This window comes from Sulfitobacter sp. M85 (assembly GCF_029285915.1).
Lineage (GTDB): Bacteria > Pseudomonadota > Alphaproteobacteria > Rhodobacterales > Rhodobacteraceae > Sulfitobacter > Sulfitobacter faviae.
In genome coordinates, this window is record NZ_JABECQ010000008.1 from 1 (window position 1) to 24,207 (window position 24,207).

Here is a 24,207-nt window from a genome sequence, read left to right on the forward strand (position 1 = left end):
CTCCATCTGGCGCAGTACGGCCATGATCTGGGCCTCGGTAAAACGTGTCTTCTTCATCGGAATCTCCTCGTTCATCCTGCCGAGAAAATTCTACTTCCGCATCCCCTTAAGATCGGGGGGGATTACCGTTGCAGCGTCTCTCATTGTTATGCGCCTCACCGTATCTGGCGCCGCAGCAACCAGACGAAAAACACGCCGCCGATAAGTCCCGTAACGATGCCGATGGGCATATCGTCGGGGGCCATGATGGTTCTGGCCACGATGTCCGCCCATAAAAGGAACACGGCGCCGCATAGGGCTGAGATAGGGAGCAGGCGGCGGTAGTCGCCGCCGACCATTAGGCGCACGATGTGGGGGATCATCAGGCCGACGAAGCCGATCACCCCTGAGAAAGCGACCATGACCCCCGTGATCAGGGCGCCGATGACGAAGATTGTGAGCCGGAAACGCGCCACGGGGATGCCGAGGGTGGTGGCGGTTTCATCGCCGACGGTCATGGCGTTCAGGTGGCCGGACCTGAGCCAGAGGTAGGCGCCGCAGCCCAGCAGGATCACGGCGGGGTAGATGAGTTTGTCCCATCCTGCCAAGCCGAGGCCGCCGAGCATCCAGAACACGACCGTATGTGTGGCCCGTGGATCGCCGAGAAAAATCAGCACATTGGCAGCGGACATGACGATGAAGGACACGGCGACGCCAGCCAAGACCAGCCGGTCGGCGCTGGTGGCGGCCGCGAATTGCGTGACGGCAAGAACGATCAATATCGCCCCGAGCGAGCCGAGGAAGGCGAGCAGGGGGACGGTCAGCCCTCCGAGGAACAGCCCCGTGTGCAGCAGGGCCAGAATGGCGCCAAATGCGCCGCCTGCCGAGATGCCCAGCAGATGCGGGTCTGCTAGCGGATTGCGGGTGACGGCCTGAAGGCTCGCGCCGACGATCGCCAATCCCGCCCCGACCAAACAGGCAAGGATGGCTCTCGGCAGGCGGATGCTCCAGACGATTGCCTCCCGCCCGGCGGACCAGTCCACGGCCACGGCGCCGGGGGCGGCCTTGTTGGCCAAGATGCCCCAGACGGTTTCGACGGGGACCACGACGGCCCCCACGCTCACCGCAATCGACAGCGATGCCAGCAGGATCGCCATGCCGAACAGGCAAGTGATCCACACCCCCCGCGTGGGTTTCCGAGGCGCTATCGATCGCGGTTTAAACGTCATGAATGCTCACTGCCCCCGAAACGCGGTGGCGAGGGTTTTGACCGCTTCGATGTTGCGCGGGCCGGGCGTGGCCTCGACATATTCCAGCACGACGAAACGGTCGTTGCGCACGGCATCGATGTCGGCGAAGGCGGGGTTCTCCATCATGAAGGCGCGCTTTTGATCGGCGGTGACTTCGCCGTAATTGACGATCACGATGACTTCTGGATCGCGCGCGACCACGGCCTCCCAACCGACGGTGGCCCAGCTTTTCTCAAGGTCGTTCATGATGTTCGTGCCGCCTGCGGCCTCGATCAAGGCGTTCGGCATGGCATAGGCCCCGGCGGTGAAGGGCACATCTTCGCCGCTGTCATAGACAAAGACCCGGGGGGCGGTCTCAATCGGGGGCAGCGCCGCTAGGAATGCGTCGAGTTCGGCTTGGTAGCCTTCGATCAAGCTTTCCGCGCGATCCGAGACGTCGAAGATCGTGCCGAGATTGCGCAGATCGTTATACATATCCTCCATCGAGGATGGGGCTTTTTGACCGATATGGATGCAGCTTTCGGTGAGTTCATAGACTTGAATGCCGAAGGGGGCGAGCGTTTCCGGCGTCACCTCGCCGCCGACCTTCATGCCGTAGTTCCAACCGGCAAAGAAGAAATCGGCATCCGCCCCGATCAGCACCTCCCGCGAGGGGTATTTCGACGACAGTTCCGGCAGCGCCGCGACACCTGCGGTCATCTCTTGGTCCAGTTTGTTCCAGCCCGAGATGCCGGTATAGCCCACCATGCGGTCTGCGAGGCCGAGCACCAGCATCATCTCAAGCAGGTTCACGTCATTGGCGACCGCGGCTTGGGGCGGGTGATCGAAGGTGACTTCGCGGTCGCAGCTTTGAACGGTGGTCTGGGCAATAGCCGATCCGGCGATCATCAGGGCGGCGAGGGTGGTGAGAGTAAGTTTCATAAGAGTTTTCCGTTTCAATCTGGAAGGGCAAAAGAGAAATGCGCCGCGCCGCTGGGGGTGAGCCGCTCGCGCTGCGCGTCGACGCGAAATGTTTTTGAGACGAGATCATCGGTCAGAACCGTATTTGGCGGGCCGAAGCCCTGCGGATAGCCTTCTTTCAGCACCAGCACCTCGTCACAGATGCCATCGGCCATATTGAGATCATGAAGCGAGACGACGATGGTCATGTTCAATCCGCGGATCAGTGACACGATTTCAAGTTGGTGGCGTATATCGAGGTGGTTGGTCGGCTCGTCCAGAACCAAGACCTGCGGCTCCTGTGCCAAAGCGCGGGCGACCATGACGCGCTGCCTTTCCCCGCCCGAAAGGGTGCCGACATCGCGGTGGGCGAGGGGGCGCAGGCTGAGCCGGTCCAAGACGCGGTCGATGATCTCCTCGTCTTTCCGGCTTGATGTCGAAAACGCCGCGCGATGAGGCGTGCGGCCAAGGCGGACGATCTCCAAGACCGTCAGCCCAAAGGACGACGTCTGTTCTTGCAAGACGGCGGCGATGCGCCGCGCGGCGGCACGGGCGGAGAGGGACCAGATATTATGCCCGCCCACATGGATTGACCCCGTTTGGGGCGGTTGAAAACGGTAGAGCAGGCGCAAGAGGGTGGATTTGCCCGCGCCATTCGGCCCCAACACACCCAGAACGCCACCCGCTGCGACGTTAAAGGACGTCGGGTGTAGAACCGGCTGGCCCGATTTTCCCGGCGCCCAGCTTACATCCTTTACCGCAAGATCGGCGGCCCTCATGAGACGCGCAGGTGGCTGGGTTTCAGCTCGATCATCGCCGCGGGCACCCGCGCAAGGGTGGATTTGCGCAGTTTGCCGGGGCGGTCCAGCGAAGAGCACCAGCCGTCATTCAGTGTGGCATAGTGCTGGGCGAAGGCCACAAGGTCGTCGATGTCTTCGTCAGGGTCGATATCACCAAAGAGGTAGGTCGCCTTTGCGCTGGCATGATAGGCCACCGTGCAGGGGCGTTCGCAGCCCGCCATACAGGCCACGCCCGCGACCTCGAAATCCTCAGGGATCGCCGCGCCGGCTGCCGCGATTGCGGCGCTCAGCCTCTGGATTAGGTCAAAGCCCGGGCGGCAATCCGTGCCTTTGTGTTTGCATGACGTGCAAACCGTAATCCTGTGGTTTTGATGCGTATCCATGTCGACCTCCGCGAACGCGCGGGGGATCGAGCAGCCATGTTCTACAGCAGGGGAGTTTCCCTGTCGCCATCATGTTCTCCTAACCAGACACCCCGTCTGGGTTGAGTTGCAATTACGACCCTCTCGGTGCCGGTGATGGCAGGTCTCCTGACTCGCGGATCGACGCTCGCCCGAACCTTCCCAAGCCTAAAGCTCAGTGGTTTTGCCGGGGTCGCTCACCGCTCACAGTTGCGGGGGCAGTTACGGTTTCGGCGCGCGCTGCTTGCCTTACCGTATTCCCTTTTCATCCCAGACGCCGCTGCGGCGGCTGGAAACCATCGCCATGATCTGTGGCCCAAGAGCCATGCCGGGTCAAGCTGCTATCCCGCCTGTCGCTCAGGCCCATCGCGCCGGGCGCGCAGCATATCGAGGCTGCGGTTCAGTTCGGGGTTGGTCATGTCGCGGGCGATGACGACGATGCGGGACTGCTGGTCGTCCTTTGGCCAGTCGCGCAGGGGGACGGGCGGATCGAAAAGATGCTGCACCCCGTGAAAGACAAAGGGGGTGGGGACGTCTTCCAGATGCACGATGCCTTTGACCCGCAAAAGATCGGACCCGCGCAGCCTGACCAGCGTGTCGAGCCAAAGGTCGAAAGCCTCGGCCGGGATCGGTGCGTCTAGCACGATAGAGGCCGACCCGATCCGCGCATCATGTTGGTGGGTTTGCATCATAGGCGCGGATGCCGAGGGCGCGGCGAAGCCCGAGAGGTTGTCAAGCGGATCGGACTTCTCGACGGGCGTGAGCCATTCCATAACGTTGCTCGCATCAACCGCCCGCCGCATACCGCTGAGCCCCCAGAGCGATGCAGCCGGGATAAGCCCGCTTTCGGCCTTGATGATGCGCGCCGTTTGATTAAGGTCGCGCAGCCTGCCTTCAAAGGCGGCAAGCGCTTGCTGGGTCACCAAGTCGGATTTGCTGAGCACCAGCAGATCGGCCATCGCCACCTGCGAGACGGCTTCGAACTGCTGATCCAGCGTGTCCGGCCCATTCGCGGCATCGACGACCGTCACAACCCCGTCCACGTGGAATTTGCGGGCCAGATAGGGATCGGCCAAGAAGGTCTGGAGAATGGGGCCGGGATCGGCCAGCCCCGTCGTCTCGATCACAACGCGGTCGAATTGCACACGCCACGTTTGCTTACGGCGCTTGAGGTCTTGCAGCGTTCGCGACAGATCCCCCCTGATCGAGCAGCACAGACAGCCCGATTGCATGAGAATGACCTCTTCGTCGGCGGTTTCGATCAGATCGTGGTCAAGCCCGGCCTCACCGAATTCATTCACGACGACTGCGATTTTGGGGGCCTCTTCGCTTGCGACGATGTGATTGAGCAGCGTGGTTTTCCCCGCGCCGAGGAAGCCGGTCAGCAGGGTGACGGGGATGCGTTTGTCGGTGGCGGGCATGGTTTGTGGGCTCTGCTATGGACAATCTACGTAACGTTATAACGTTACAATATATAGTGCAACCCGTAGGCCGATGCCCCAAGCTTGCCAAATCCATGCGCTCAGCGCCCAAATTTTGGCAGGTCCACCTCAAATTGCCCAATCGAAGGGCGTTGTTGCTGCGCCGCAGAAAGCGACCTCGGGTTAGGGCTTGTTGCAACGCGCCCTGAAATTGAGGCTGCAGGGGCCTCGCTATGGGGCTGCGCCAAGGGAGTTGTCCGGCAAGGGGGGCATCCGCGCGCGATAACAATAAACGCTGTGTGGAAGAGGCATCATCGCGTCTTTGCTCCTCCGCACACCAAACGGGGATACCGTCATGAAATTTTCCACCAAACGCACAGTCACGGCGACCGCTGCCCTTCTGCTCGCAGGATCAGCCGCCGCTGCGGCCTGCGACGATCCGATCAAGGTTGGCGTGCTGCACTCCCTCTCGGGGACGATGGCCATTTCCGAGACGACATTGAAAGACACGATGGAGCTTTTGATTGCGCAGCAGAACGCCGCGGGCGGCTTGCTGGGATGTGAGATCGAAGCGGTCGTCGTTGACCCGGCTTCGGACTGGCCGCTGTTCGCCGAAAAGGCGCGTGAGCTTCTCACCGTCTCCGAGGTGGATGTCATCTTTGGCTCTTGGACCTCGGTCTCGCGCAAATCCGCGCTGCCCGTTCTGGAAGAGCTGAACGGCCTGATGTTCTACCCGGTCCAGTATGAGGGCGAGGAAAGCTCGCGCAATGTGTTCTACACCGGTGCGGCCCCGAACCAGCAGGCGATTCCGGCCACCGATTATTTCCTTGAGGAACTGGGCGTCGAGAAATTCGCGTTGCTGGGCACTGACTATGTCTATCCCAGAACCACCAACAACATTCTTGAGCAATATCTGCTGGATAAGGGCATTCCCGAAGAGAACATCTTCGTCAACTATACGCCTTTCGGCCATTCCGACTGGTCCACGATCGTGTCGGATGTGGTCGAACTGGGTGCGGATGGCTCGCAGGTGGGCGTGATCTCAACCATCAATGGCGATGCGAATATCGGCTTTTACAAAGAACTGGCCGCGGCGGGCATCTCTGCCGATGACATTCCGGTCGTCGCCTTCTCGGTCGGGGAAGAAGAGCTTTCGGGCCTCGATACCGCTGACCTCGTGGGCCATCTCGCGGCGTGGAACTACTTCCAATCGGCTGAATCCGAGCAGAATGACGAATGGGTCGCCGCCTGGAAAGAGGCGATGGGCGAAGACCGGGTGACCAATGACCCGATGGAGGCGCATTACATCGGTTTCAACATGTGGGTGAACGCGGTCACTGAAGCAGGCACCACGGATGTGGATGCGGTGCGTGCGGCGATGTATGGGCAGGAGTTCCCGAACCTCACCGGCGGAACGGCTGTCATGCTGCCCAATCACCACCTCGCCAAGCCTGTGTTGATCGGTGAAATCACCGAAGACGGCCAATTCGACATCATCAGCCAGACCGAAGAAGTGCCGGGCGATGCATGGACGGATTTCCTGCCTGAATCGGCGGTTCTGGTCTCCGATTGGAAAGACCTCGAATGCGGCATGTACAACAAAGAGACCGAGACCTGCGTTCAGTTGACTTCGAACTACTGACCCCAAGAGCCGGGCGCGCCCTCAGCCGTGCCCGGCATCCGCTTTGACCACTCCCTCTTCGAAAGCCCCATACCTCATGGTTCGAATGCTGCTCAGCCTGATGTGCTTGCTGGCCTCTGTCGGTTTTGCATCCGCTCAGGACCTCCAGTCCCTTTTGCAGACCCACGAAGCAGAGGTGGTCAAACCCTCGCGTAAATCGGTCGGTGTCCTATTGGACGATCTGGTGGCCTCGGGCCTGCCGCAGGTGCCAGCCTTTCTGGAGCAATGGGCCGAGCGGAACGTCTGGCAAGACGATACCTCGGGCCTGTTCTACTTTGGGGCCGAGGCGGATGATACACTCGCGCTGCGCGACATAGATACGGGCGAGGAGGCCACCGCGCCCTCGGATGGGTTCAGCCAATTGCGCCCCAATGGCGGCGTGCGGCGGGTCATCGGCACGGCCTTGGTGCAGTTTCAACTGTCCGATCCCGACCCTGCGCGCCGCCGCGCCGCGCTTGAAAGCATCGCGCGCCGCAGCGATGCCAGCCAGCTTGGCCCGCTCCTGGCCTCCCTCGACGGGGAGGATGACCTCGCCCTGCGCGCCCGGAAGGAGCAATTGGCCAATTTCCTGACCGCGCGCTTTGGGCAGGCGGTTGATGAGCGCATCCGCGCGATTGAAAGCCTTTCCTCTGACACCTCCCTCGAAGCGCGGGCGGTGCTGAGCCAGATCCTCTCGGCCAAGACCGGCGTGGCCGAACAGCAGCCCGAGGGGAACATCGCCCGCATTCTTGATCCCACGGCAGCACCCTCGGCAAGTTATGAGACGCTGGTGGAGGCGGGCCTCGCCCCCGCAATCGTGCCACAAGGCGAGATACGCGCGGCGCTGGAGGCCAATATCGTCGATGGCCGGGTGGGCGGCGTCCCTCTGGCGCAATTGGATGACCCGGCGCGGCGTGTGGATGCCTATCGCGCGCTTGCCGAGGCAGGCCGCGTGCCGCCTCTGGTAACGCAGGATGATATCGACACCGCTTTGCAGAACGCGGTCTTTTATGAGCGCTACGAAGAGGAGGACGCCGCGATCACCGGCGCGGCCCGCGCCACGCTCGACGCGGTCGAAACGCGGGTTGGCTGGGCGCAGACGTTGGATTTGACACTCGACGGTCTTTCGCTGGCCTCGATCTATTTCCTCGCCGCGATTGGGCTCGCGATCACCTTTGGGCAGATGGGGGTCATCAACATGGCCCATGGCGAGTTTATCATGATGGGGGCCTATACGGGCTATGTGGTGCAGCTCATCGTTCCCGATTACACGGTGTCGCTTCTGATCGCGCTGCCGCTGGCCTTTGCTGTCACCTTTGGCGCGGGCGTCGCGATGGAGCGGCTGGTGATCCGCCATCTCTACCATCGCCCGCTTGAAACCCTCTTGGCGACCTTCGGCATCTCGATCGCCCTGCAGCAGATCGCCAAGAACATCTTTGGCACGCAGGCCCGCCCGCTGACATCGCCCGAATGGCTGCGCGGGGCGCTGGTAATCTCGGATGTGGTTCAGATCAGTTTCATCCGCATCGCCATATTTGTGCTGGCGCTGATCTTTCTGTTCTTGCTGCTGTATATCCTCAAGCGCACGCGTCTTGGCTTGGAGGTGCGCGCGGTGACGCAGAACCCCGGCATGGCGGCCTCGATGGGGATCAACCCGGATCGCATCAACATGATGACCTTCGGGCTGGGCTCCGGCATCGCCGGGGTCGCGGGCGTCGGCATCGGGCTTTATGCGCAGGTCACCTCTGAGATGGGCACGAATTACATCGTGCAAAGCTTCATGACCGTCGTGGTGGGCGGTGTCGGATCGGTCTTCGGCACGCTGGCGGGCGCGGGGCTGATCGGCTTCCTGCAAAAGGGGATCGAGTGGTTGAACCCCTCCAACACGCTGGCGGCCCAGACCTACATGATCCTTTTCATCATCCTGTTCATTCAATTCCGGCCCAAGGGCATTGTCGCCCCCAAAGGCCCGGCAGCGGCGGATTGAGCCATGACCCAGACGCAGAGCCAACGTAGTTCCTTCATCGAGCGAAATCCTTCGGTTCTCTACTTCCTCGCCGCGCTGGGCCTGTTCACGGCCCTTGTCACGGTGATGTCCGAAGCGGTGGGCACCGGGCTTGTCTCGACCTCTTTCGTCAAGACCTTGGGCAAAACCCTTTGCCTGTGCCTTGTGGCCATCGCAATGGATGTGGTCTGGGGGTATTGTGGCATCCTCAGCCTTGGGCATTTCGCCTTTTTCGGGATCGGGGGCTACGCTATCGGGATGTGGCTCATGTATGCGCGCACCGAGATTATCGTGGCCGACAGCCTCGCCGGTCAGACCATCCCGCCCACGCCGCAGGAGATATCGGACGCCATCGGAAACCAGATTTTCGGGGTTGTCGGCTCATCCGACTTTCCGCTGATCTGGGCCTTTGCGGACAGTCTGTGGATTCAATTGGCCTTCGTCGTGCTGATCCCCGGCGCGCTGGCACTGGTCTTTGGCTGGCTTGCCTTCCGCAGCCGCGTCAATGGGGTCTACCTGTCGATCCTAACCCAAGCCATGACACTCGCGCTGGCGCTTTACCTCTTCCAGAACGACAGCGGGCTGCGGGGCAACAACGGCCTGTCGGGCCTACAAAACATCCCCGGTTTCGCCGATAGTGGGCAAGACGTGGTCTCAATCGTCTTCTTTCTCGCCTCTGCCTTGGCGCTCGCATTGGGCTATCTGTTCTTCGCTTGGATCACCGACAGCAAGCTGGGCAATATCATCCAAGCCATCCGCGACGATGAATCGCGCGTCCGTTTCCTCGGCTATCATGTTGAGAGCTATAAGCTGTTCGTCTTTACCATCACCGCCATTGTCGCAGGCATCGCGGGCGCGCTCTATTACCCGCAGGCGGGCATCATCAACCCGGCTGAGATCGCGCCCATTGCCTCAATCTATCTCGCGGTCTGGGTCGCCATTGGCGGGCGAGGGCGGCTTTACGGGGCGGTCATCGGGGCGGCGGTGGTCTCGCTCCTGTCCAGTTGGTTCACGGGGGGCGGCGCGCCCAGCATCGATCTGGGGGTCTATACGATCCATTGGGTCGACTGGTGGCTGGTGCTGCTTGGTCTCAGCTTTGTACTTATCACGCTGTTTGCGCCCAAGGGCATCGGCGGCCTCTTTGATAAACTGGTGCGCAAGTCATGACTTCTCTTTTGGAAATGTCCGGAATCTCGAAATCCTTTGACGGGTTTCAGGCGATCAAGAACCTCAGCCTTCAGATTGGCGAGCCCGAATTGCGGGCCGTTATCGGCCCCAACGGGGCGGGCAAAACTACCTTTATGGACATCATCACCGGCAAGACGAAGCCGGATGAGGGCTATATTCGTTTCGGCGAAGACAGCCGCTCGCTCATCGGCCTGTCGGAAAGCCAGATCGCCATGCTGGGGATCGGACGCAAGTTTCAAAAGCCCACGGTTTTCGAGGCGCAAAGCGTGCGCGAAAACCTTGCCATGGCGCTCAAGAACCCGCGGGGCACCTTCTCGGTCCTGTTTTATCGCAAAAGTGCCGAGGGGGCGGCGCGACTTGAACAGATCGCCGATGAGATTAACCTGACCGCACATCTCTCCCGCCCTGCCGGAGAGTTGAGCCACGGGCAAAAACAATGGCTGGAGATTGGGATGCTGCTTGCGCAATCACCGTGCCTGCTGCTGGTGGATGAGCCCGCCGCGGGCATGACCGCGCATGAGCGCGAGCACACCACCGACATCCTGAAAAAGGCGGCCGAGACCCGCGCCGTTATCGTGGTGGAGCATGATATGGAGTTCGTGCGGCGGCTGAACTGCAAGGTGACCGTATTGCACGAAGGATCGGTGCTGGCCGAAGGGTCACTGGATCATGTGACCAACAATCAGACTGTAATTGACGTTTATTTGGGGCGCACCGATGCTGGAGATTGAGAACCTGAGCCTGAAATACGGGCAATCCCAGATCCTTCATGACATCACCTTGAACGCCCCCGTGGGGCAGGTGACCTGTGTGACCGGCACGAATGGGGTCGGCAAGACAAGCCTGCTCAAAGCCATCGCCGGGCGGCATCCTTTCTCAGACGGGGCGATCAGGCTTAATGGCGTGGAATTGCAACCGGGGCGTGCGGCACTCTCGGCCAAGGCGGGCGTCGGATATGTGCCGCAGGGGCGTGAGATTTTTCCGCTGATGACCGTGCAAGAGAACCTTGAGACGGGCTTTGCTTGCTTGCCCAAGTCCGAGCGCAGGATCCCGGATGATATCTTTGATCTGTTCCCCGTGCTCGCTGAGATGAAGACCCGGCGCGGGGGGGACCTGTCTGGCGGGCAACAACAGCAGCTTTCCATTGCCCGCGCACTTATCGCGCGGCCCAGCGTGCTGCTGTTGGACGAACCCACCGAGGGGATTCAGCCCAATATCATCCAGATGATTGGCCGCACCATCCGGCTTCTGCGCGATCGGGGGGAGTTGGCCATCGTGCTGGTCGAGCAGAACTTTGATTTTGCCTATAACAACGCGGATCATTTCCACGTCATGCAGCGCGGCCAGATCACCCAATCGATCCCAAAGGCAGAAGCGAAAAGAGAGCAGCTTTTGGATGCGCTTGCGCTCTAGCTGACCCTTCAAAGCGGGATCGCGCAGGACCCAGGCTGAGGGTCCAGGCGCGGAAACCTCCTATTATTGTGGGGGCGCGTGGCAGCAAAGTCTTGACTTCCCGACCGTCAAACGGTGTACCTGCGCGAAACCTGAAATAGCCCTAGGAAGGGACCATCATGCACGCCTATCGCAGCCATACCTGTGCCGATCTGAGCCTTGAGAACAAGGGTGACAATGTGCGCCTGTCCGGCTGGGTGCACCGGGTGCGGGACCACGGCGGTGTGCTGTTTCTGGACCTGCGCGACCATTACGGCATCACGCAGGTGATCTGCGACCCCGACAGCCCGGCCTTCGCCGAGATGGAAAAGGTCCGCGCGGAGTGGTGTGTGCGCATCGACGGCACCGTCAAGGCGCGCGACGAGAGCCTTGTGAACCCCAAGTTGCCCACGGGCGAGATCGAAGTCTACGCGCGCGACATCGAAATCTTGGGCTCTGCCGCGGAACTGCCGCTTCAGGTCTTCGGCGATCAGGAATACCCCGAGGAGACACGTCTGCGCTATCGCTACCTCGACCTGCGCCGTGAGAAGATGCAAAAGAACATGGCGCTGCGCTCTGACGTGGTGGCCTCGATCCGCAAGCGCATGTGGGATCAGAACTTCCGCGAGTTCCAGACGCCGATCATCACCGCCTCCTCCCCCGAGGGCGCGCGCGACTTCCTCGTGCCGTCGCGTCTGCATCCGGGCAAGTTCTACGCCCTGCCACAGGCGCCGCAGCAGTTCAAACAGCTGCTCATGGTTTCGGGCTTTGACAAATACTTCCAGATCGCACCCTGCTTCCGCGACGAAGACCCGCGCGCCGACCGCTCGCCCACCGATTTCTACCAGCTCGACATGGAGATGTCCTTTGTCACGCAGCAGGACGTCTTCGACACGATCCAGCCGGTGATCGCAGGCATCTTCGAAGAGTTCGGCGGCGGCAAGAAGGTCGACGAGACTTGGGAGCAGATTTCCTACAAGGACGCCGCGCTGTGGTATGGCTCCGACAAGCCTGACCTGCGCAACCCAATCAAGATGCAGGTGGTGAGCGAGCATTTCCGAGATTCCGGCTTCGCGATCTTTGCCAAACTGCTTGAGCAAGAGGGTACGGAAATCCGCGCCATTCCCGCGCCCACAGGCGGCAGCCGCAAGTTCTGCGACCGCATGAACGCCTTCGCGCAGAAGGAAGGGCTGCCCGGGATGGGCTATATCTTCTGGCGCGATCAGGGCAACGGAATGGAGGCGGCAGGCCCGCTGGCCAAGAACATCGGGCCTGAGCGCACTGAGGCGATCCGCCAGCAGTTGGGTCTGGGCGTCGGCGACGCGGCCTTCTTCCTCGGCGGCAAGCCGAAGAGCTTTGAGGCCGTCGCAGGCCGCGCGCGTAACGTCATCGGCGAGGAGTTGAACCTCACCGACAAAGAGCGTTTCGCCTTTGCATGGATCGTGGATTTCCCGATTTATGAGCGCGACGAAGAGACCGGCAAGATCGACTTCGAACACAACCCCTTCTCCATGCCCCAAGGCGGGATGGAAGCGCTGGAGGGCGATCCGCTCAAGGTGCTGGGCTATCAATATGACCTCGCCTGCAACGGCTACGAGCTGGTTTCGGGCGCGATCCGGAACCACAAGCCCGAGATCATGTTCAAAGCGTTTGAGATCGCGGGCTACGGCGAAGACGAGGTGCGCAAGCGCTTTGGCGGCATGGTCAACGCCTTCCAATACGGCGCGCCGCCCCACGGTGGCTGTGCCGCGGGCATCGACCGGATCGTCATGCTGCTGGCCGAAGAGCAGAACATCCGCGAAGTCATCCTCTTCCCGATGAACCAGCGCGCCGAAGACCTGATGATGAACGCCCCCTCCGAGCCCAGCAGCGATCAGCTGATGGAACTGGGGCTGCGGGTCATCCCGCAGGAGTGATCCTGTCTGAATGAAACCTCGCCCCCGGCTCAGTCGGGGGTGATATTGCCCGGTAGGATGCCCAGCACCAGAACCGGGCAGCCGCCGCTGCGCCCGGCGGCGATGCGGCTGATCAGCTTGTGGGTGCCGGTGGTGCTGGCCCCGAATTTCGCGCTGACGGTCTTGTCGGTCTCATTGCCGAATTTGTCCAAGCAATTGCCGAGCGATTTGAAAAAGTCGTTCGACAGTTCGCGCGTCACGATGACTCCCACGTCGATCACCCCCGCTTCAAAGAAGCTGCGAAAGGCGTATAGGTCGCGGTCGTAGGTCTGGTCCTTGCTGTTCCACTCATAGTCGAACGCCACCCGGCCGCGCCAGAAATCGACCATATGATTGTGGATGAAGTCTTCGCGGATGATGCGGTCAACCTCCGGCGCGCTGTCGCCCTTGCCCGCGGTGAGCTGCACCAGCAGGTCGGCCTTGATGCGCACCTCTTCGTGGAAATTCTCGGCTGCCGCATATTGCGCGAAACGGGTGGTGGCCGACATGCGGTTGCCCCCCGGCGCGCGGATTTCATCGCGGCTGATGGTGAATTGGCGCAGCACCCGGATGATCGCGGCCAATTCCTCGGGCGCGCGTTGTTGCAGCACGGCGGCGGCGCTGCGGTAGCTGGTGACGGAATAGCGGTCGCGCAGATCGACGGGCAGCAGGTCTTCGACAAGCCTTTCGTCGTCGAAAACCGCGTCGTCGATGCGCCGCGCCAGATTACTCAGCCGCGACACTGGAATTGTAGCTGTAGGTCTTCCAATCGGGCTTGTAATCCGCCTCGGCCTGATTGCCCCAAACGGTCCAACCCTCGCGCACGCCACGCCCGAAGAGTTCGAGGTAGGGGCCCCAAGAGCAGCTTTCGATCAGGTCATATTGCTCATCCGGCTTGCGCGAATGCTCGCGCTTGCGGGTTTGCAGCATGTTCACCTGCCGCCGCCCGGCGTCGAGCGTGCGCACGTTCTTACCACGCACGCCGAACAGCAAAATCTCGGTCACATTGCGGAAGTAAAACCCCACGCCACGCCCATCACTGCCGCCATCCTTTCGGATTTTGTGCCAAATGATGTTGGATTTATACTCAAACCCCCAAGCCTTGAGCACCTGCAACCCTTCGGGCAGGAGCGCATTTGGCACCCACATGTAGCAATGCGCGCGGTCTTCGAGGTGATCGGCCACGGGCAGGGCGCAGATATCCTCAACCGTCATCGTGGGATAACGGGCCAAGCGCTTATGCTCGGGCGCGACCTTTCCGGTGCGGTTGGTAAAGCGCCACGGCGGGTCCGCCATGACGCATCCAAACCGGTCTTTGCCCAGAAAGTCGCGTAGGTCTTGTGATGGATTATCGCTCATATCCAATATATTGCGTTCCCTCGGGCTTTCTTGCAACCGCAACCTGCCCGGCGGGGCTGGATATCCACAAGAACGTTAAGGGAACACATTTAGCAGGGAAAAGCGGCTTGGGTCAATCCTCAAGGCTGTCTTCGCGCTTTTCCTCGATGAGTTTGGCTTCCTTTTCCTTACGCTTCAGGAACTTGTCGCCGAAGGCGTCGTTCTGTTCCTCACCGATGACCTTCTTGGCGCGGGTGAAAAGCTCGTCTTCTTCCTCGTCCATGTGATGTTCGTAATCATGCTTGAGCTGCTTGAAACGAGTCAGCCAAGCCGACGAGGACATATCGGTTTCGCGCAATTCCTCCATGATGTCGTCAAGCTGTTGGTGCTCATGCACCGAATGGCGGGCGTGATCTTGGCCCCATGTTTCGGACATCAGCGTGGAATAAAAGGTCTCTTCCTCGGCGGCGGCGTGGGATTTCACGTCATGGTAAAAGCGGTCCCAAGCTTTGCGGCGCTCGGCGCTATCGCCTTCGGTGTCAGCGATGGTGTTCAACAGGGCGCGGTGTTCATCATGATCTTCTTTGATCGCGTCATAGATAGAGGGCATGGGAAATCCTTTGGTGTTACCTGTGGCTAACGCCGCAGCCACCGGCAGGTTCCCGCCTTAGAAGACCGTGCCCTGCGCCGCTTGGCTGGCAACCTCTTGAAACAGCCCGCCGGTTTGCGCGTGAAATGCTGCCAATGCGACGACGACCAGCCCAAGCGCATTCGCGCCCACAACGATCCAGTCGACCGGCTTTGCGGGTGTCGCGCTGTCTTTGGCGTGCTGCTGGCTCATCTCACCCTCCCGGGCCTTTGCGGTTGCGACGATGCTGAAGGCTGATTGTGGCATCAATGTGTAGCTTGGGGGCCAAGACTGGGGTCTGATGCGATTATTTCAAGTTTATTCAGCTTGGCGGCTCGAAAACGCCGGTGCATAACTTTTCCATGAACAGTAAATCTGATCCGCGCCCCGTTGGGCCCCTTGTCGAGAATTGGTCCGAGCCGCCGCGCCCGGGGGGTGAGGTGCTCACCGGCCGTCATGTAGTGTTGGAACCGCTTTCGGCCGAGAAACACGCGGCGCTGCTTTACCCCGCCTATGTGGGGGAGGATCACGTTTGGGATTATCTGCCCTACGGGCCATTCTCTTCGGCGGCGCAGTACCACCGCTGGGTGCGCGACAATGCGGAAAAGGCCGATCCCTATTTCATGGCCGTAAAGGACCGCGCGCGGGATCAATGGCTCGGCGTGGCGAGTTTCCTGCGGATCAAGCCCGAGGCGGGCAGTATCGAAGTGGGCCATATCAACTTTAGCCCCGCGCTTCAGCGGACCCCGGCGGCGACCGAGGCGATATTCCTGATGATGCAATGGGCCTTTGAGGCGGGCTATCGCAGGTTCGAGTGGAAGTGCGATGCGCTGAACCGTCCGTCGCGCCGCGCGGCGCAGCGTCTGGGGCTGAGTTATGAGGGCGTCTTTCGGCAGGCGACCATCGTCAAAGGGCGCAATCGCGACACGGCTTGGTTCGCCGCGATCGACACGGAATGGCCCGCGCTGAAAGAGGCGTTCGAGGTCTGGCTTGCCCCCGGCAATTTCGACGGGCAGGGGCAGCAGAAAGAGCGGCTTGGCGATCTGACCCGCCTTGTCCGGGTGGCGGGGGATCCGACGCTTTAACCCGTCAGGCTAGATCGCCAGCTTTTCAGCAAGGCGGTGCTGGATCATCCCGGTGATGGCTGCGGTCTCTGGCCCCGCAGGTTGGCCCAGGGCGCGTTTATGGGCCAAGGCGCGGGCAGCTTCTTCCAAACGTTGGTCATTGGCCGAACGGGCCACCCCGCACAGGAATTGCGCGACGTAATCCAGCGTTTGATTGTCGGGCGCGTCCCCCAGCACGTCAGCGATATGGGCAATGTCATCTTGGAAACCGATCCGGTCGGGGGTGACATCCTCATCCGGCAGGATGCGCGGCCCCCGGGGGCGGCGGTCGTCGGACAGCGCGGCGAGGATGGCTTGCTGAAAGGAGGACAGCGAGGTGATCGGCTTGGACAGGAACCCATCCACCCCCGCCGCGCGGGCGTCAGGCTCCATATGGCTGTCGCCGGAGATGGCGATGATCGCCTCGACCCGCGGTGTGCTTTGCATCAGTTCGGCAATCAGGTCCAACCCGCTGCCATCGGGCAGGCCAAGGTCGACGAGCGCCACGCTGGGGCGGTAAACCTGCAAATGCCGCCGGGCCGAACGCAGGCAATCCGCCCGTCTGATCCGCGCGCCGGAGCGCAGGCAGAGCAGGCGCATCGCCTCACAGGCGAAACGGCTGTCTTCCACCACCAGAACGGTAAGGCCCAGCAATGGCCGCTCCGCCGTGGGGGTGAGGGTCGGTCTTTCAAAGGGGTCGGTATCGTCCATCATCGCCTCCAACAACAACTGCAGCGCCATCGTTACGCCGCGTTGGCTAATGACGCGTTAACGTGACGCATTGTTGTTTACCGGGGCGGCGGGCATAAAGCTGGCAAATCACGAGGAGCATTTAGGATGATCGGACGTCTTAACCATGTGGCCATCGCGGTGCCGGATCTCGAAGCGGCGGCGGATCAGTATCGCCACGCGCTTGGTGCCGAGGTCGGCGCGCCACAGGCCGAACCGGACCACGGGGTGACCGTGATCTTCATAGAACTGCCGAATACCAAGATCGAATTGCTGCACCCCTTGGGCGAAGACAGCCCGATCAACGGCTTTCTGGAAAAGAACCCCGCAGGCGGCATCCACCACATCTGCTATGAGGTCGAAGACATCCTCGCCGCGCGGGACCATCTGAAATCCACCGGCGCGCGTGTCTTGGGCTCGGGCGAGCCGAAGATTGGCGCCCATGGCAAGCCGGTGCTGTTCCTGCACCCCAAGGATTTCAACGGCGCGCTCGTCGAGCTTGAGGAGGTCTGATCATGGGGATCGTTTCGGGGCTCGTCCTCTTTGCCGTCATCTGGTCGATGACCTTCATGATCGCCCTGCCGATCCGCGTGCAAACCCAAGGCGACGCGGGCGAGGTGGTGCCGGGCACCCACGCGGGCGCGCCCGAGCAGCATCATCTGGGCCGCAAGGCGCTGTGGACCACGCTGGTCGCCGCGATCATCTGGGCGATCAGCGCGACGATCATTCTGTCGGGCTGGATCAGCGTGGCGGATATCGAAGGCTGGCTGCATCCGAATGCGGCACCAACGCATGGTACAGGTGGGTAAAGGTCGCCGCCCCTAGGATCGGGATCAGCAGGTTCAGCAGCGGCACCGAAAGCGGCACCGCCATCAGCACCCCGGCCATCCAGATCGTGCCCGCATGGCGGCGACGCAGGCGCTTGGTCTCGTCCCGCCCGTGGCGGCGCAGCGCGGCGAGGGTGAAATACTCCCGCCCCAGCAGAAACCCGTTCAGCCCCCAGAAGATGAACAGCGCCGCCGGGGCGAAGAGCAGGTAGAGCACCAGCGCCAGCAGGTTCGCCCCTACCAACACGCCCATGAAATTGACCGTGTCGCGGATGGCGTCGCCCATGCCGACTTGGTTCGCGGGGGGCAAGTGCGGGTAGTGCACCTCTTCCACCGCATCTGCCACCTCATCGAGAAACATCGAGGTGATCGCCGAGGCCACGGGCACCATCAGGAAGACCGAAAGCACCATGAGCAGGATCAGCGCGCTCCAGCTCAGCAGATCGTCGAGCCAGTTGACCTCGCCCAGCACGGGCAGCCAAGCGTCTTCGGGGGTGACCCAATCCACCAGATAGGCAAAGCCCGCTGTGGCCGCGATCAGCAGCGCCAGCGACAGGCCCACGCCCAAGAGCACCACCTTGCGAAAGCGCGCATCGCCCAATTGGCCAAGCGCGCGGGTGAATGACCTGAGGATCGCGTTTACAGCCATGTGGTGATCCCACCGATGTCCGGGCGCGGACGCTCCGGCGGGGCGGTGGTTTCGGTGCCGATGTGAATGATGCCCGCGATGCGCTCATGCGGGGCGAGGGCCAAGCCCTCTTCCATAAAGCCCCGGTCATGGGCGGGCCAACCGCTCAGCCAATTGGCGCCCCAGCCTGCGGCGAGGGCGGCATTCAGAAGCGCGAGGCAAACCGCCCCGGCGGAATAGGTCTGCTCCAGCGGCGGAATTTTGAGAGAGGGCTTTTGCACCTCGATCACCGCCACGGCAAGGTTGCCCTGATCGAACTGGCCACGCCCCTTGGCGATATCCTCGGCCCCAAGGCCAAGCGCCGCGCCGCGTGTCTCTACCACACCTGCCAAACGCGCCATCGCGGCACGGTCGATGACCACGAAACGCCAGGGCTCCAACTTGCCATGATCCGGCGTGCGCGCAGCGGCGGTCAGAAGCGGGCGCAGGGCCTCGGCATCGGGCACCGGCAGGCCCAGCGTCTTGGCCGGGCGCGAGCGGCGGTTTTGCAAAAAGGCGAGGGCGGAAGGATCAGCTACGGGCATCGGGGTCTCTCACAGGTCCAGTTGCTGCGCCATATCGTCAATCGACTGGCGGAGGAAGGCATCAAAGGCGGGCGAGGGTTGGCGCGCATTCAGCGACCGCGCCATCGGGTCCGGCGCGTCAATCGCGCTGCCGCTCAGCGCGGCGATGGTGGCATGGCCGCAGAAGGGGACATAGGCCTCGGAATAGCCGCCCTCATGCACCAGCACCAGCTTGCCATCGCAAAGCCGCTCGGCGGTGCTGCGGATGCGTTTGGTCATCTCGGCAAAGGTTTCGGCGGTGGCCTGCATTCGCGCCAGCGGGTCGATGATCGCCGCGTCATAGCCGCAGGCGACGATGATCATGTCGGGGGCGAAAGCCTCGATCGCCGGGATCACAACGCGGTCCATCGCATGAAGATAGGCGGTATGGCCCGAGCCTGCGTGCATCGGCAGGTTGATGTTATAGCCTTCGCCCGCCCCGCGTCCGCGCTCCGTCAGGCCGCCGGTGTCGATGGGGTAATTCCCCTCTTGGTGGAGCGAGATGGTCAGCACGTCATCGCGGTCATAATAGATCGCCTCGGTCCCATTGCCGTGATGCACGTCCCAATCCAGCACAACGACGCGCTTTGCCAGCCCCTTGGCCTGCGCGGCCTCAATGGCGATGGCGATATTGGCGAGAAGGCAGAAACCGTTGGGCAGGTCCGGCAGGCAGTGGTGCCCCGGCGGGCGGCTGAGGGCATAGGCGTTCTGAAGCTCGCCCCGCGCCACGGCATCGACGGCGGCGATGGACAGCCCGGCAGAGAGCGCCGCCAGTTCATAGCCGCCACGGGCGAAGGGCACCGCATGGCCCAACTCACCACCTCCCGCATCCGAGAGGCGTTTGAAGTCATCAAGATAGGTTTCGGGATGCACCCGCGCCAAGGCCTCACGGCTTGCGGGGGCAGCGTTGCGGGTGTCGAGTTCGGCGAAGAGCCCGGTCACCTCCATCAGGTTCTTCATCCGGCGCTTGGTCTCGGGGTTTTCCGGCAGGCCCCCGGCGGCGAGGGGCTGCACCAGCCCGCCCACCGGCATGGTAAAGACGTAGTTGCCCCCTGCGTGCCAAAAGCAGCGTTCGTCCCAGAAAAAACCTGTGGTCATCTTGTGCTCCCCTTCATCCTTGCGGGGAAGGTGGCGCAGGGCGGCGGGATTGTCCATGGCGCGGGGGGCTCACGCGGGCGGTGGCGCGTGAGGTGGGTGCGGGATTTGGTATTTGAGAAAGGATGAAGGGGGGGAGGGGGGCGCTTTGGGTGGAAATCGTAGGGCTTGGGGTGGCCCTAGCGCCTTTGGGGGGCGCTAGGGGTTTTGGTGGTTAGCCGACCATGCCGACGATCTCATAGGTGCGTTTGAGGATCGGGGCGGTGATCTCGCGCGCTTGTTCCGCACCGCGGGCGAGGATGCGGTCGATCTCGGCCGGGTCGGCCATCAGGCGCTGCATTTCGGCGGTGATCGGGCCCATTCTGGAGACGGCCAGTTCCGCCAGCGCAGGCTTGAAGGTGCCGAATTGCTGGCCGCCGACTTCCGCCAGCACCTGATCGACGGATTGGTCGCTGAGGGCGGCGTAGATGTTCACGAGGTTGCGCGCCTCGGGGCGGTCCTTCAGGCCCTCAGCCTCGGACGGGAGGGCGTCGGGGTCGGTCTTGGCCTTGCGGAACTTCTTGGCGATCGTGTCGGCATCGTCGGTCAGGTTAATGCGGCTCGCGGGCGAGGGGTCGGACTTCGACATTTTCTTGGACCCGTCGCGCAGGGACATGACGCGGGTGGCCGCGCCTTCGATCACCGGTTCGGTGAGCGGGAAGAAGTCGACGCCGTAGTCGTGGTTGAACTTCGCGGCGATGTCGCGGGTCAGCTCAAGGTGCTGTTTCTGGTCCTCGCCCACCGGCACATGGGTGGCGTGGTAGATCAGGATGTCGGCGGCCATCAGCGCGGGGTAGGCGAAAAGGCCCAGCGAAGCGGCTTCGGCGTTTTTGCCGGCCTTGTCCTTCCACTGGGTCATGCGCCCCATCCAGCCCATGCGCGCGACGCAGTTGAAGACCCAAGCCAGCTGCGCGTGCTCAGGCACTTGGCTTTGGTTGATTAGGATGGATTTTTCAGGGTCGATGCCCGAGGCGATGAAACCGGCGCAGAGCTCGCGGGTGCTTTTCTTCAGGTCCGCCGGGTCTTGCCAGACCGTGATCGCATGCAGGTCCACCATGCAGTAGATCGATTGCACGCCCTTTTCCTGCGCATCGGCGAACCGTTTCAGCGCGCCGAGGTAGTTGCCCAGATGCAGGTCGCCCGAGGGCTGAATGCCGGAAAACACGCGCGGGGTGAATTGGGTCTCGGACATCTGGAGGCACCTCTGGGCTGGAAAGTCTTGCGCGGCAGGCTTACTTCTGGCCGCGAACCCCGTCAAGGAGCGCCCATGCAAGACCCAGACCTCCAGCCCCCCGTGAACCCGCTGCCGCCCGCGGTTGTCATTCTGTTTCTGGCCATCGCCGGGGTCGAGGTGGTGCTCTCTTTGGCCGAGGCCGGGCTGGTGGGTGGCCCCGCTGCCGTAGGCTGGCGACTAGCGCTGGTGCGCGACTTTGGCTTTTCGGGGCTGATCTTTGACGCGATGATCGGGGCAGGCCAGTACCCGATCGAACATATCTGGCGGGTGGTGACTTACCCCTTCATCCATCTGGGCTTTACCCATGCGATCTTTGCCGTGGTGCTGCTATTGGCTCTGGGCAAGATGGTGGCCGAGGCGATGGGGCAACTGGCCTTTCTGGTGATCTTCGTGCTGTCGGGCATTGGCGGGGCGTTGGTTTACGGCGCGCTATTGAACGATCCGGTTTGGCTCGCCGGGGCCTATCCCAATGTTTACGGGCTGATCGGCGGCTATAGTTTCGTGATGTGGCGGCGGTTGCTGGGCTCGGGCGGGCCGCAGTATCAGGCCTTTACGCTGATCGGGCTGCTGATGGGGTTGCAGCTGTTCTGGGGTATGTTTTTCGAGACTGGCTTTCTCTGGGTGGCGGAACTGGCCGGGTTCATCTGTGGTTTCGGGCTGAGCTTTCTGGTCGCGCCCGGGGAATGGGCGCGACTGCGGGCGCGGTTGCAGCAGCGTTAACCGCGCCGCATTGCCGATTTGAACTCCGACAGGCGGAATGCGCCGATCAGCTGGCCGACACCGAAGTAGCTGAGTGCCGCGATGATAAGCAGCAGCACCAGCGCCAGCCCGCGCCACCACGGCAGGCCAAGCATCGGTTGCAGCGCAGCATTGCCCAGCCAGAGCGCGCCGCCCATGGCGACAGAGGCGATGAGGATGCGCCAGATGCGTTTGTGAAACCGCGCGTCGAATTTAACGGCGTCGCCAAAGCGCCGTGCGCCGATGGCGAGGCAGGCAAACATCGCCCAGCCCGCCAGCGTCGTGGCGACCGCCGGGGCGATCCAGCCGATGAAGGGGGCAAGGCCGATGGCGAGCGCTGCGTTCACCACCATGGCGATCACAGCGAAATGGAAGGGGCGGCGGGTGTCTTCGCGCGCGAAATAGACCGGTTGCAGGATTTTTTGCAGCACGAAGGAGGGCAGGCCGAGGCCGTAAACCATTACCGCCGTGGCAATCGCGGCGGTGTCATCGACGCCCGAGGCGCCGCGCTCGAACAGCACGGTGACCAGCGCGAAGGGGATCACGATCAGCGCGACCGACGAGGGGATCGTCAGCGCCAGCGAAATCTCGGCGGCGCGGCTGAGCGCGGTTTGCGCGCCTGCGTCGTCTCCGGCCCGCAGGCGGCGCGACAGGTCGGGCAGCAGCACGATGCCCACGGCGATGCCCACCACGCCTAAGGGCAGTTGATAAAGGCGGTCGGCGGCGAAGAGCCATGAGACGGCCTTGTCATATTGGCTGGCCACCAATTGCCCGACCACGAGGTTGATCTGCATCACGCCCGAGGCCAGCGCAGCGGGCAGGGCAATGACGATCATCGCGCGCATGTCGGGGGTCCAGCGCGGGCGGGAGGGGCGCAGCGGGAAACCCGCTTGGGCCGCGGCGCGCCATGTCAGCGCCAGCTGTGCCACACCGGCGACGGGGATCGACCAGATCAGCCAAAGCGCCACTTCGCCCCCGGTAAGCGCGGCAAAGGTCATGGCGGCGATGACGAAGATGTTCAAGAGCACCGGTGCTGCGGCGGCCACGGCAAAGCGCCCGGTGGCGTTGAGGATGCCTGAGAACAGCGCCGAGAGCGACATGCAGAGGATATAGGGAAAGGCGATGCGGCCAAAGGCGACCGTCATGTCAAAGCGCGGGTCTCCGACGAAACCTTCGGCAGTCAGCCAGACCAGACCGGGCATGAAAATCATGCCCAAAGCGGTCAGCGCCAGCACCGCCAACGATAGGCCGTTAAACGCATCGCGGGCGAATGTCCCGGCGCCTTCCTCCCCCTCCAGCTTTTTGGCGAACATCGGCACGAAGGCCGCGTTGAACGCGCCCTCGGCAAAGAAGCGGCGGAACATATTGGGCAGGCGAAAGGCGGCGACGAAAGCGTCCATGACAGGGCCGGGCCCGATGAGCGACAGCAGCAGCACTTCGCGCAGGAAGCCAAGCACACGGCTCAGCAGGGTCCAGACCCCGACAGTGAAAAAGCCGGACATAAGACGGATAGGTTTCATCGGAGGAGCCTTAAATTGCGCTGCGGTGATCCCTAGCGCGGGCGCTCATCCGGTGCAATCGCGGTGAGCGGTGCTGAATGGCCCCGCCCGCCGCTTTGGCAAGCCGGCGCTTATCCCCCCGTGGGGTAGATGAACCCGTTGATCGGATAGGTGCTGCCAAAGGCGCCGGGCTGGCTTTCCAAGCGGACGGCGGACCAGTCGTTGTCGTCGGACACGTCAATCACGGCCATTTTCAGCGACACTTCGTTGCGCTTCCAATTGGCGTGATCCACCCGGATTTCGCGGGGTGAGACGATATCGGAAACCACAGCGATATGGCCCATCGGCATGGAGCGGGTGGCGCTGAAGGCCATCACAGCACCGACGACGGGATCATCGCCGCGCGGGTAAAGCCCCTTGGCCTTGCCCCACCATGTCTCCGCATTGCCGCGAATCTGGATGCCGCTGACATTGCGGGCGAAGGGCACGCACCAAACGCGCTGGCCCTTGGCGCGCATGTCTTTGGCGGTCTGCACGGCCATGAAATGCCGCTGGGGATCGATGCCGCCGAAATCATAGGTCTGCGGGAGGTCAGGCGCATTGGCGCAGGCTGCCGTGAGAAGAAGTGTGGCGCAAAGGGCCATCAGGCCCCGGTTCGGCGGTGCGGCGCGTGTCACGCTCATATGTCCCTCATTCATGGAATCCCGTCTCAGCGGCGGGTTGCAGGGATTTTGAGGAT

Annotated in this window: 26 protein-coding genes and 1 riboswitch; of the genes, 10 read left to right on the forward strand and 16 right to left on the reverse strand. The window is 62.3% G+C overall.

Annotated elements, in window-relative coordinates; all coding sequences use genetic code 11:
- Positions 1-155: 155 nt before the first annotated feature.
- The 5 genes from HKX24_RS14645 to HKX24_RS14665 all read right to left on the reverse strand — a co-directional run bounded on the left by HKX24_RS14645 (position 156) and on the right by HKX24_RS14665 (position 4,790).
- Entirely contained in the window at positions 156-1,136 is a 981-nt protein-coding gene (locus tag HKX24_RS14645; protein ID WP_271693858.1) for an iron ABC transporter permease, read from the reverse strand.
- A gap of 78 nt (positions 1,137-1,214) precedes the next feature.
- A complete protein-coding gene (locus tag HKX24_RS14650; protein ID WP_271692381.1) occupies positions 1,215-2,150 on the reverse strand; it encodes an ABC transporter substrate-binding protein in 936 nt (311 codons plus the stop codon).
- A 14-nt stretch (positions 2,151-2,164) separates the two neighbouring features.
- The gene (locus HKX24_RS14655; protein ID WP_271692379.1) at positions 2,165-2,947 is read right to left on the reverse strand and encodes an ABC transporter ATP-binding protein; all 783 of its coding nucleotides are present in this window, start codon (positions 2,945-2,947) and stop codon (positions 2,165-2,167) included.
- A complete protein-coding gene (locus tag HKX24_RS14660) occupies positions 2,944-3,351 on the reverse strand; it encodes a DUF1636 domain-containing protein (RefSeq protein ID WP_271692378.1) in 408 nt (135 codons plus the stop codon). Before HKX24_RS14660 ends, HKX24_RS14655 begins: the two co-directional genes overlap by 4 nt.
- 119 nt (positions 3,352-3,470) lie before the next feature.
- A riboswitch (cobalamin riboswitch) is annotated at positions 3,471-3,685 on the reverse strand.
- Positions 3,686-3,710: 25 nt separating this feature from the next.
- The gene (locus HKX24_RS14665) at positions 3,711-4,790 is read right to left on the reverse strand and encodes a GTP-binding protein (protein ID WP_271692377.1); all 1,080 of its coding nucleotides are present in this window, start codon (positions 4,788-4,790) and stop codon (positions 3,711-3,713) included.
- Positions 4,791-5,145: 355 nt separating this feature from the next.
- Here HKX24_RS14665 and urtA point away from each other — a divergent pair, with 355 nt between their 5' ends.
- The 6 genes from urtA (at position 5,146) to aspS (ending at position 12,990) form a co-directional block, all read left to right on the forward strand.
- Positions 5,146-6,432 (forward strand): urea ABC transporter substrate-binding protein, encoded by a 1,287-nt coding sequence (gene urtA / locus HKX24_RS14670; protein WP_168613474.1) that lies wholly within the window; start codon positions 5,146-5,148, stop codon positions 6,430-6,432.
- A gap of 76 nt (positions 6,433-6,508) precedes the next feature.
- Entirely contained in the window at positions 6,509-8,437 is a 1,929-nt protein-coding gene (gene urtB / locus HKX24_RS14675) for an urea ABC transporter permease subunit UrtB (RefSeq protein ID WP_276154076.1), read from the forward strand.
- A gap of 3 nt (positions 8,438-8,440) precedes the next feature.
- Complete coding sequence (gene urtC / locus HKX24_RS14680) at positions 8,441-9,622, forward strand: urea ABC transporter permease subunit UrtC (RefSeq protein ID WP_271692374.1); 1,182 nt, start codon at positions 8,441-8,443, stop codon at positions 9,620-9,622.
- Positions 9,619-10,374, forward strand: coding sequence for an urea ABC transporter ATP-binding protein UrtD (urtD, locus tag HKX24_RS14685; protein WP_271692373.1), 756 nt, complete (start codon positions 9,619-9,621; stop codon positions 10,372-10,374). Before urtC ends, urtD begins: the two co-directional genes overlap by 4 nt.
- Positions 10,361-11,056: an urea ABC transporter ATP-binding subunit UrtE gene (urtE, locus tag HKX24_RS14690; protein WP_271692372.1), complete on the forward strand. Its 696-nt coding sequence runs from the start codon at positions 10,361-10,363 to the stop codon at positions 11,054-11,056. Before urtD ends, urtE begins: the two co-directional genes overlap by 14 nt.
- A gap of 158 nt (positions 11,057-11,214) precedes the next feature.
- A complete protein-coding gene (aspS, locus tag HKX24_RS14695) occupies positions 11,215-12,990 on the forward strand; it encodes an aspartate--tRNA ligase (protein WP_271692371.1) in 1,776 nt (591 codons plus the stop codon).
- A gap of 29 nt (positions 12,991-13,019) precedes the next feature.
- Here the strand turns inward: aspS and HKX24_RS14700 are convergent, their stop codons facing one another.
- The 4 genes from HKX24_RS14700 to HKX24_RS14715 all read right to left on the reverse strand — a co-directional run bounded on the left by HKX24_RS14700 (position 13,020) and on the right by HKX24_RS14715 (position 15,187).
- The gene (locus HKX24_RS14700) at positions 13,020-13,751 is read right to left on the reverse strand and encodes a BglII/BstYI family type II restriction endonuclease (RefSeq protein ID WP_271688922.1); all 732 of its coding nucleotides are present in this window, start codon (positions 13,749-13,751) and stop codon (positions 13,020-13,022) included.
- Positions 13,735-14,367, reverse strand: a complete 633-nt coding sequence (locus HKX24_RS14705) for an MT-A70 family methyltransferase (RefSeq protein ID WP_067261508.1) — start codon at positions 14,365-14,367, stop codon at positions 13,735-13,737. The genes HKX24_RS14700 and HKX24_RS14705 overlap by 17 nt, the downstream gene beginning before the upstream one ends.
- Before the next feature lie 112 nt (positions 14,368-14,479).
- Complete coding sequence (locus HKX24_RS14710; protein ID WP_067261510.1) at positions 14,480-14,956, reverse strand: hemerythrin domain-containing protein; 477 nt, start codon at positions 14,954-14,956, stop codon at positions 14,480-14,482.
- 57 nt (positions 14,957-15,013) lie between these two features.
- Positions 15,014-15,187 carry a hypothetical protein gene (locus tag HKX24_RS14715; RefSeq protein WP_271692370.1) on the reverse strand — a complete coding sequence of 58 codons (174 nt, stop codon included), beginning with the start codon at positions 15,185-15,187 and terminating at the stop codon, positions 15,014-15,016.
- Positions 15,188-15,336: 149 nt separating this feature from the next.
- On the opposite strand from HKX24_RS14715, the gene HKX24_RS14720 reads away from it, so the two are divergent.
- Complete coding sequence (locus tag HKX24_RS14720) at positions 15,337-16,059, forward strand: GNAT family protein (RefSeq protein WP_271692368.1); 723 nt, start codon at positions 15,337-15,339, stop codon at positions 16,057-16,059.
- A 9-nt stretch (positions 16,060-16,068) separates the two neighbouring features.
- Here the strand turns inward: HKX24_RS14720 and HKX24_RS14725 are convergent, their stop codons facing one another.
- Positions 16,069-16,788: a response regulator gene (locus HKX24_RS14725; protein WP_209219794.1), complete on the reverse strand. Its 720-nt coding sequence runs from the start codon at positions 16,786-16,788 to the stop codon at positions 16,069-16,071.
- A 126-nt stretch (positions 16,789-16,914) separates the two neighbouring features.
- Between HKX24_RS14725 and mce the strand changes: the two genes are divergently transcribed.
- Positions 16,915-17,319 carry a methylmalonyl-CoA epimerase gene (gene mce / locus HKX24_RS14730; protein WP_271692367.1) on the forward strand — a complete coding sequence of 135 codons (405 nt, stop codon included), beginning with the start codon at positions 16,915-16,917 and terminating at the stop codon, positions 17,317-17,319.
- Between the two features lie 2 nt (positions 17,320-17,321).
- Positions 17,322-17,615, forward strand: a complete 294-nt coding sequence (locus HKX24_RS14735) for a DUF1467 family protein (RefSeq protein WP_271692366.1) — start codon at positions 17,322-17,324, stop codon at positions 17,613-17,615.
- Here the strand turns inward: HKX24_RS14735 and HKX24_RS14740 are convergent.
- The 4 genes from HKX24_RS14740 to trpS form a co-directional block, all read right to left on the reverse strand.
- The gene (locus tag HKX24_RS14740) at positions 17,548-18,282 is read right to left on the reverse strand and encodes an EI24 domain-containing protein (RefSeq protein WP_271692365.1); all 735 of its coding nucleotides are present in this window, start codon (positions 18,280-18,282) and stop codon (positions 17,548-17,550) included. The genes HKX24_RS14735 and HKX24_RS14740 overlap by 68 nt on opposite strands.
- Positions 18,273-18,845 (reverse strand): nitroreductase family protein, encoded by a 573-nt coding sequence (locus HKX24_RS14745; protein ID WP_276154077.1) that lies wholly within the window; start codon positions 18,843-18,845, stop codon positions 18,273-18,275. The genes HKX24_RS14740 and HKX24_RS14745 overlap by 10 nt, the downstream gene beginning before the upstream one ends.
- A 9-nt stretch (positions 18,846-18,854) precedes the next feature.
- Positions 18,855-19,961, reverse strand: a complete 1,107-nt coding sequence (locus HKX24_RS14750; RefSeq protein WP_271692363.1) for a class II histone deacetylase — start codon at positions 19,959-19,961, stop codon at positions 18,855-18,857.
- Positions 19,962-20,172: 211 nt separating this feature from the next.
- Positions 20,173-21,189 (reverse strand): tryptophan--tRNA ligase, encoded by a 1,017-nt coding sequence (gene trpS, locus HKX24_RS14755; protein WP_209217007.1) that lies wholly within the window; start codon positions 21,187-21,189, stop codon positions 20,173-20,175.
- 75 nt (positions 21,190-21,264) lie between these two features.
- Between trpS and HKX24_RS14760 the strand changes: the two genes are divergently transcribed.
- On the forward strand, positions 21,265-21,951 hold the full coding sequence (locus HKX24_RS14760) for a rhomboid family intramembrane serine protease (protein ID WP_271692362.1): 687 nt from the start codon (positions 21,265-21,267) through the stop codon (positions 21,949-21,951).
- On the opposite strand, the gene murJ is transcribed toward HKX24_RS14760, so the two are convergent.
- On the reverse strand, positions 21,948-23,489 hold the full coding sequence (murJ, locus tag HKX24_RS14765) for a murein biosynthesis integral membrane protein MurJ (protein WP_271692361.1): 1,542 nt from the start codon (positions 23,487-23,489) through the stop codon (positions 21,948-21,950). The genes HKX24_RS14760 and murJ overlap by 4 nt on opposite strands.
- Positions 23,490-23,599: 110 nt before the next feature.
- Positions 23,600-24,151 carry a CHAP domain-containing protein gene (locus HKX24_RS14770; RefSeq protein WP_271692360.1) on the reverse strand — a complete coding sequence of 184 codons (552 nt, stop codon included), beginning with the start codon at positions 24,149-24,151 and terminating at the stop codon, positions 23,600-23,602.
- Between the last annotated feature and the right edge of the window lie 56 nt (positions 24,152-24,207).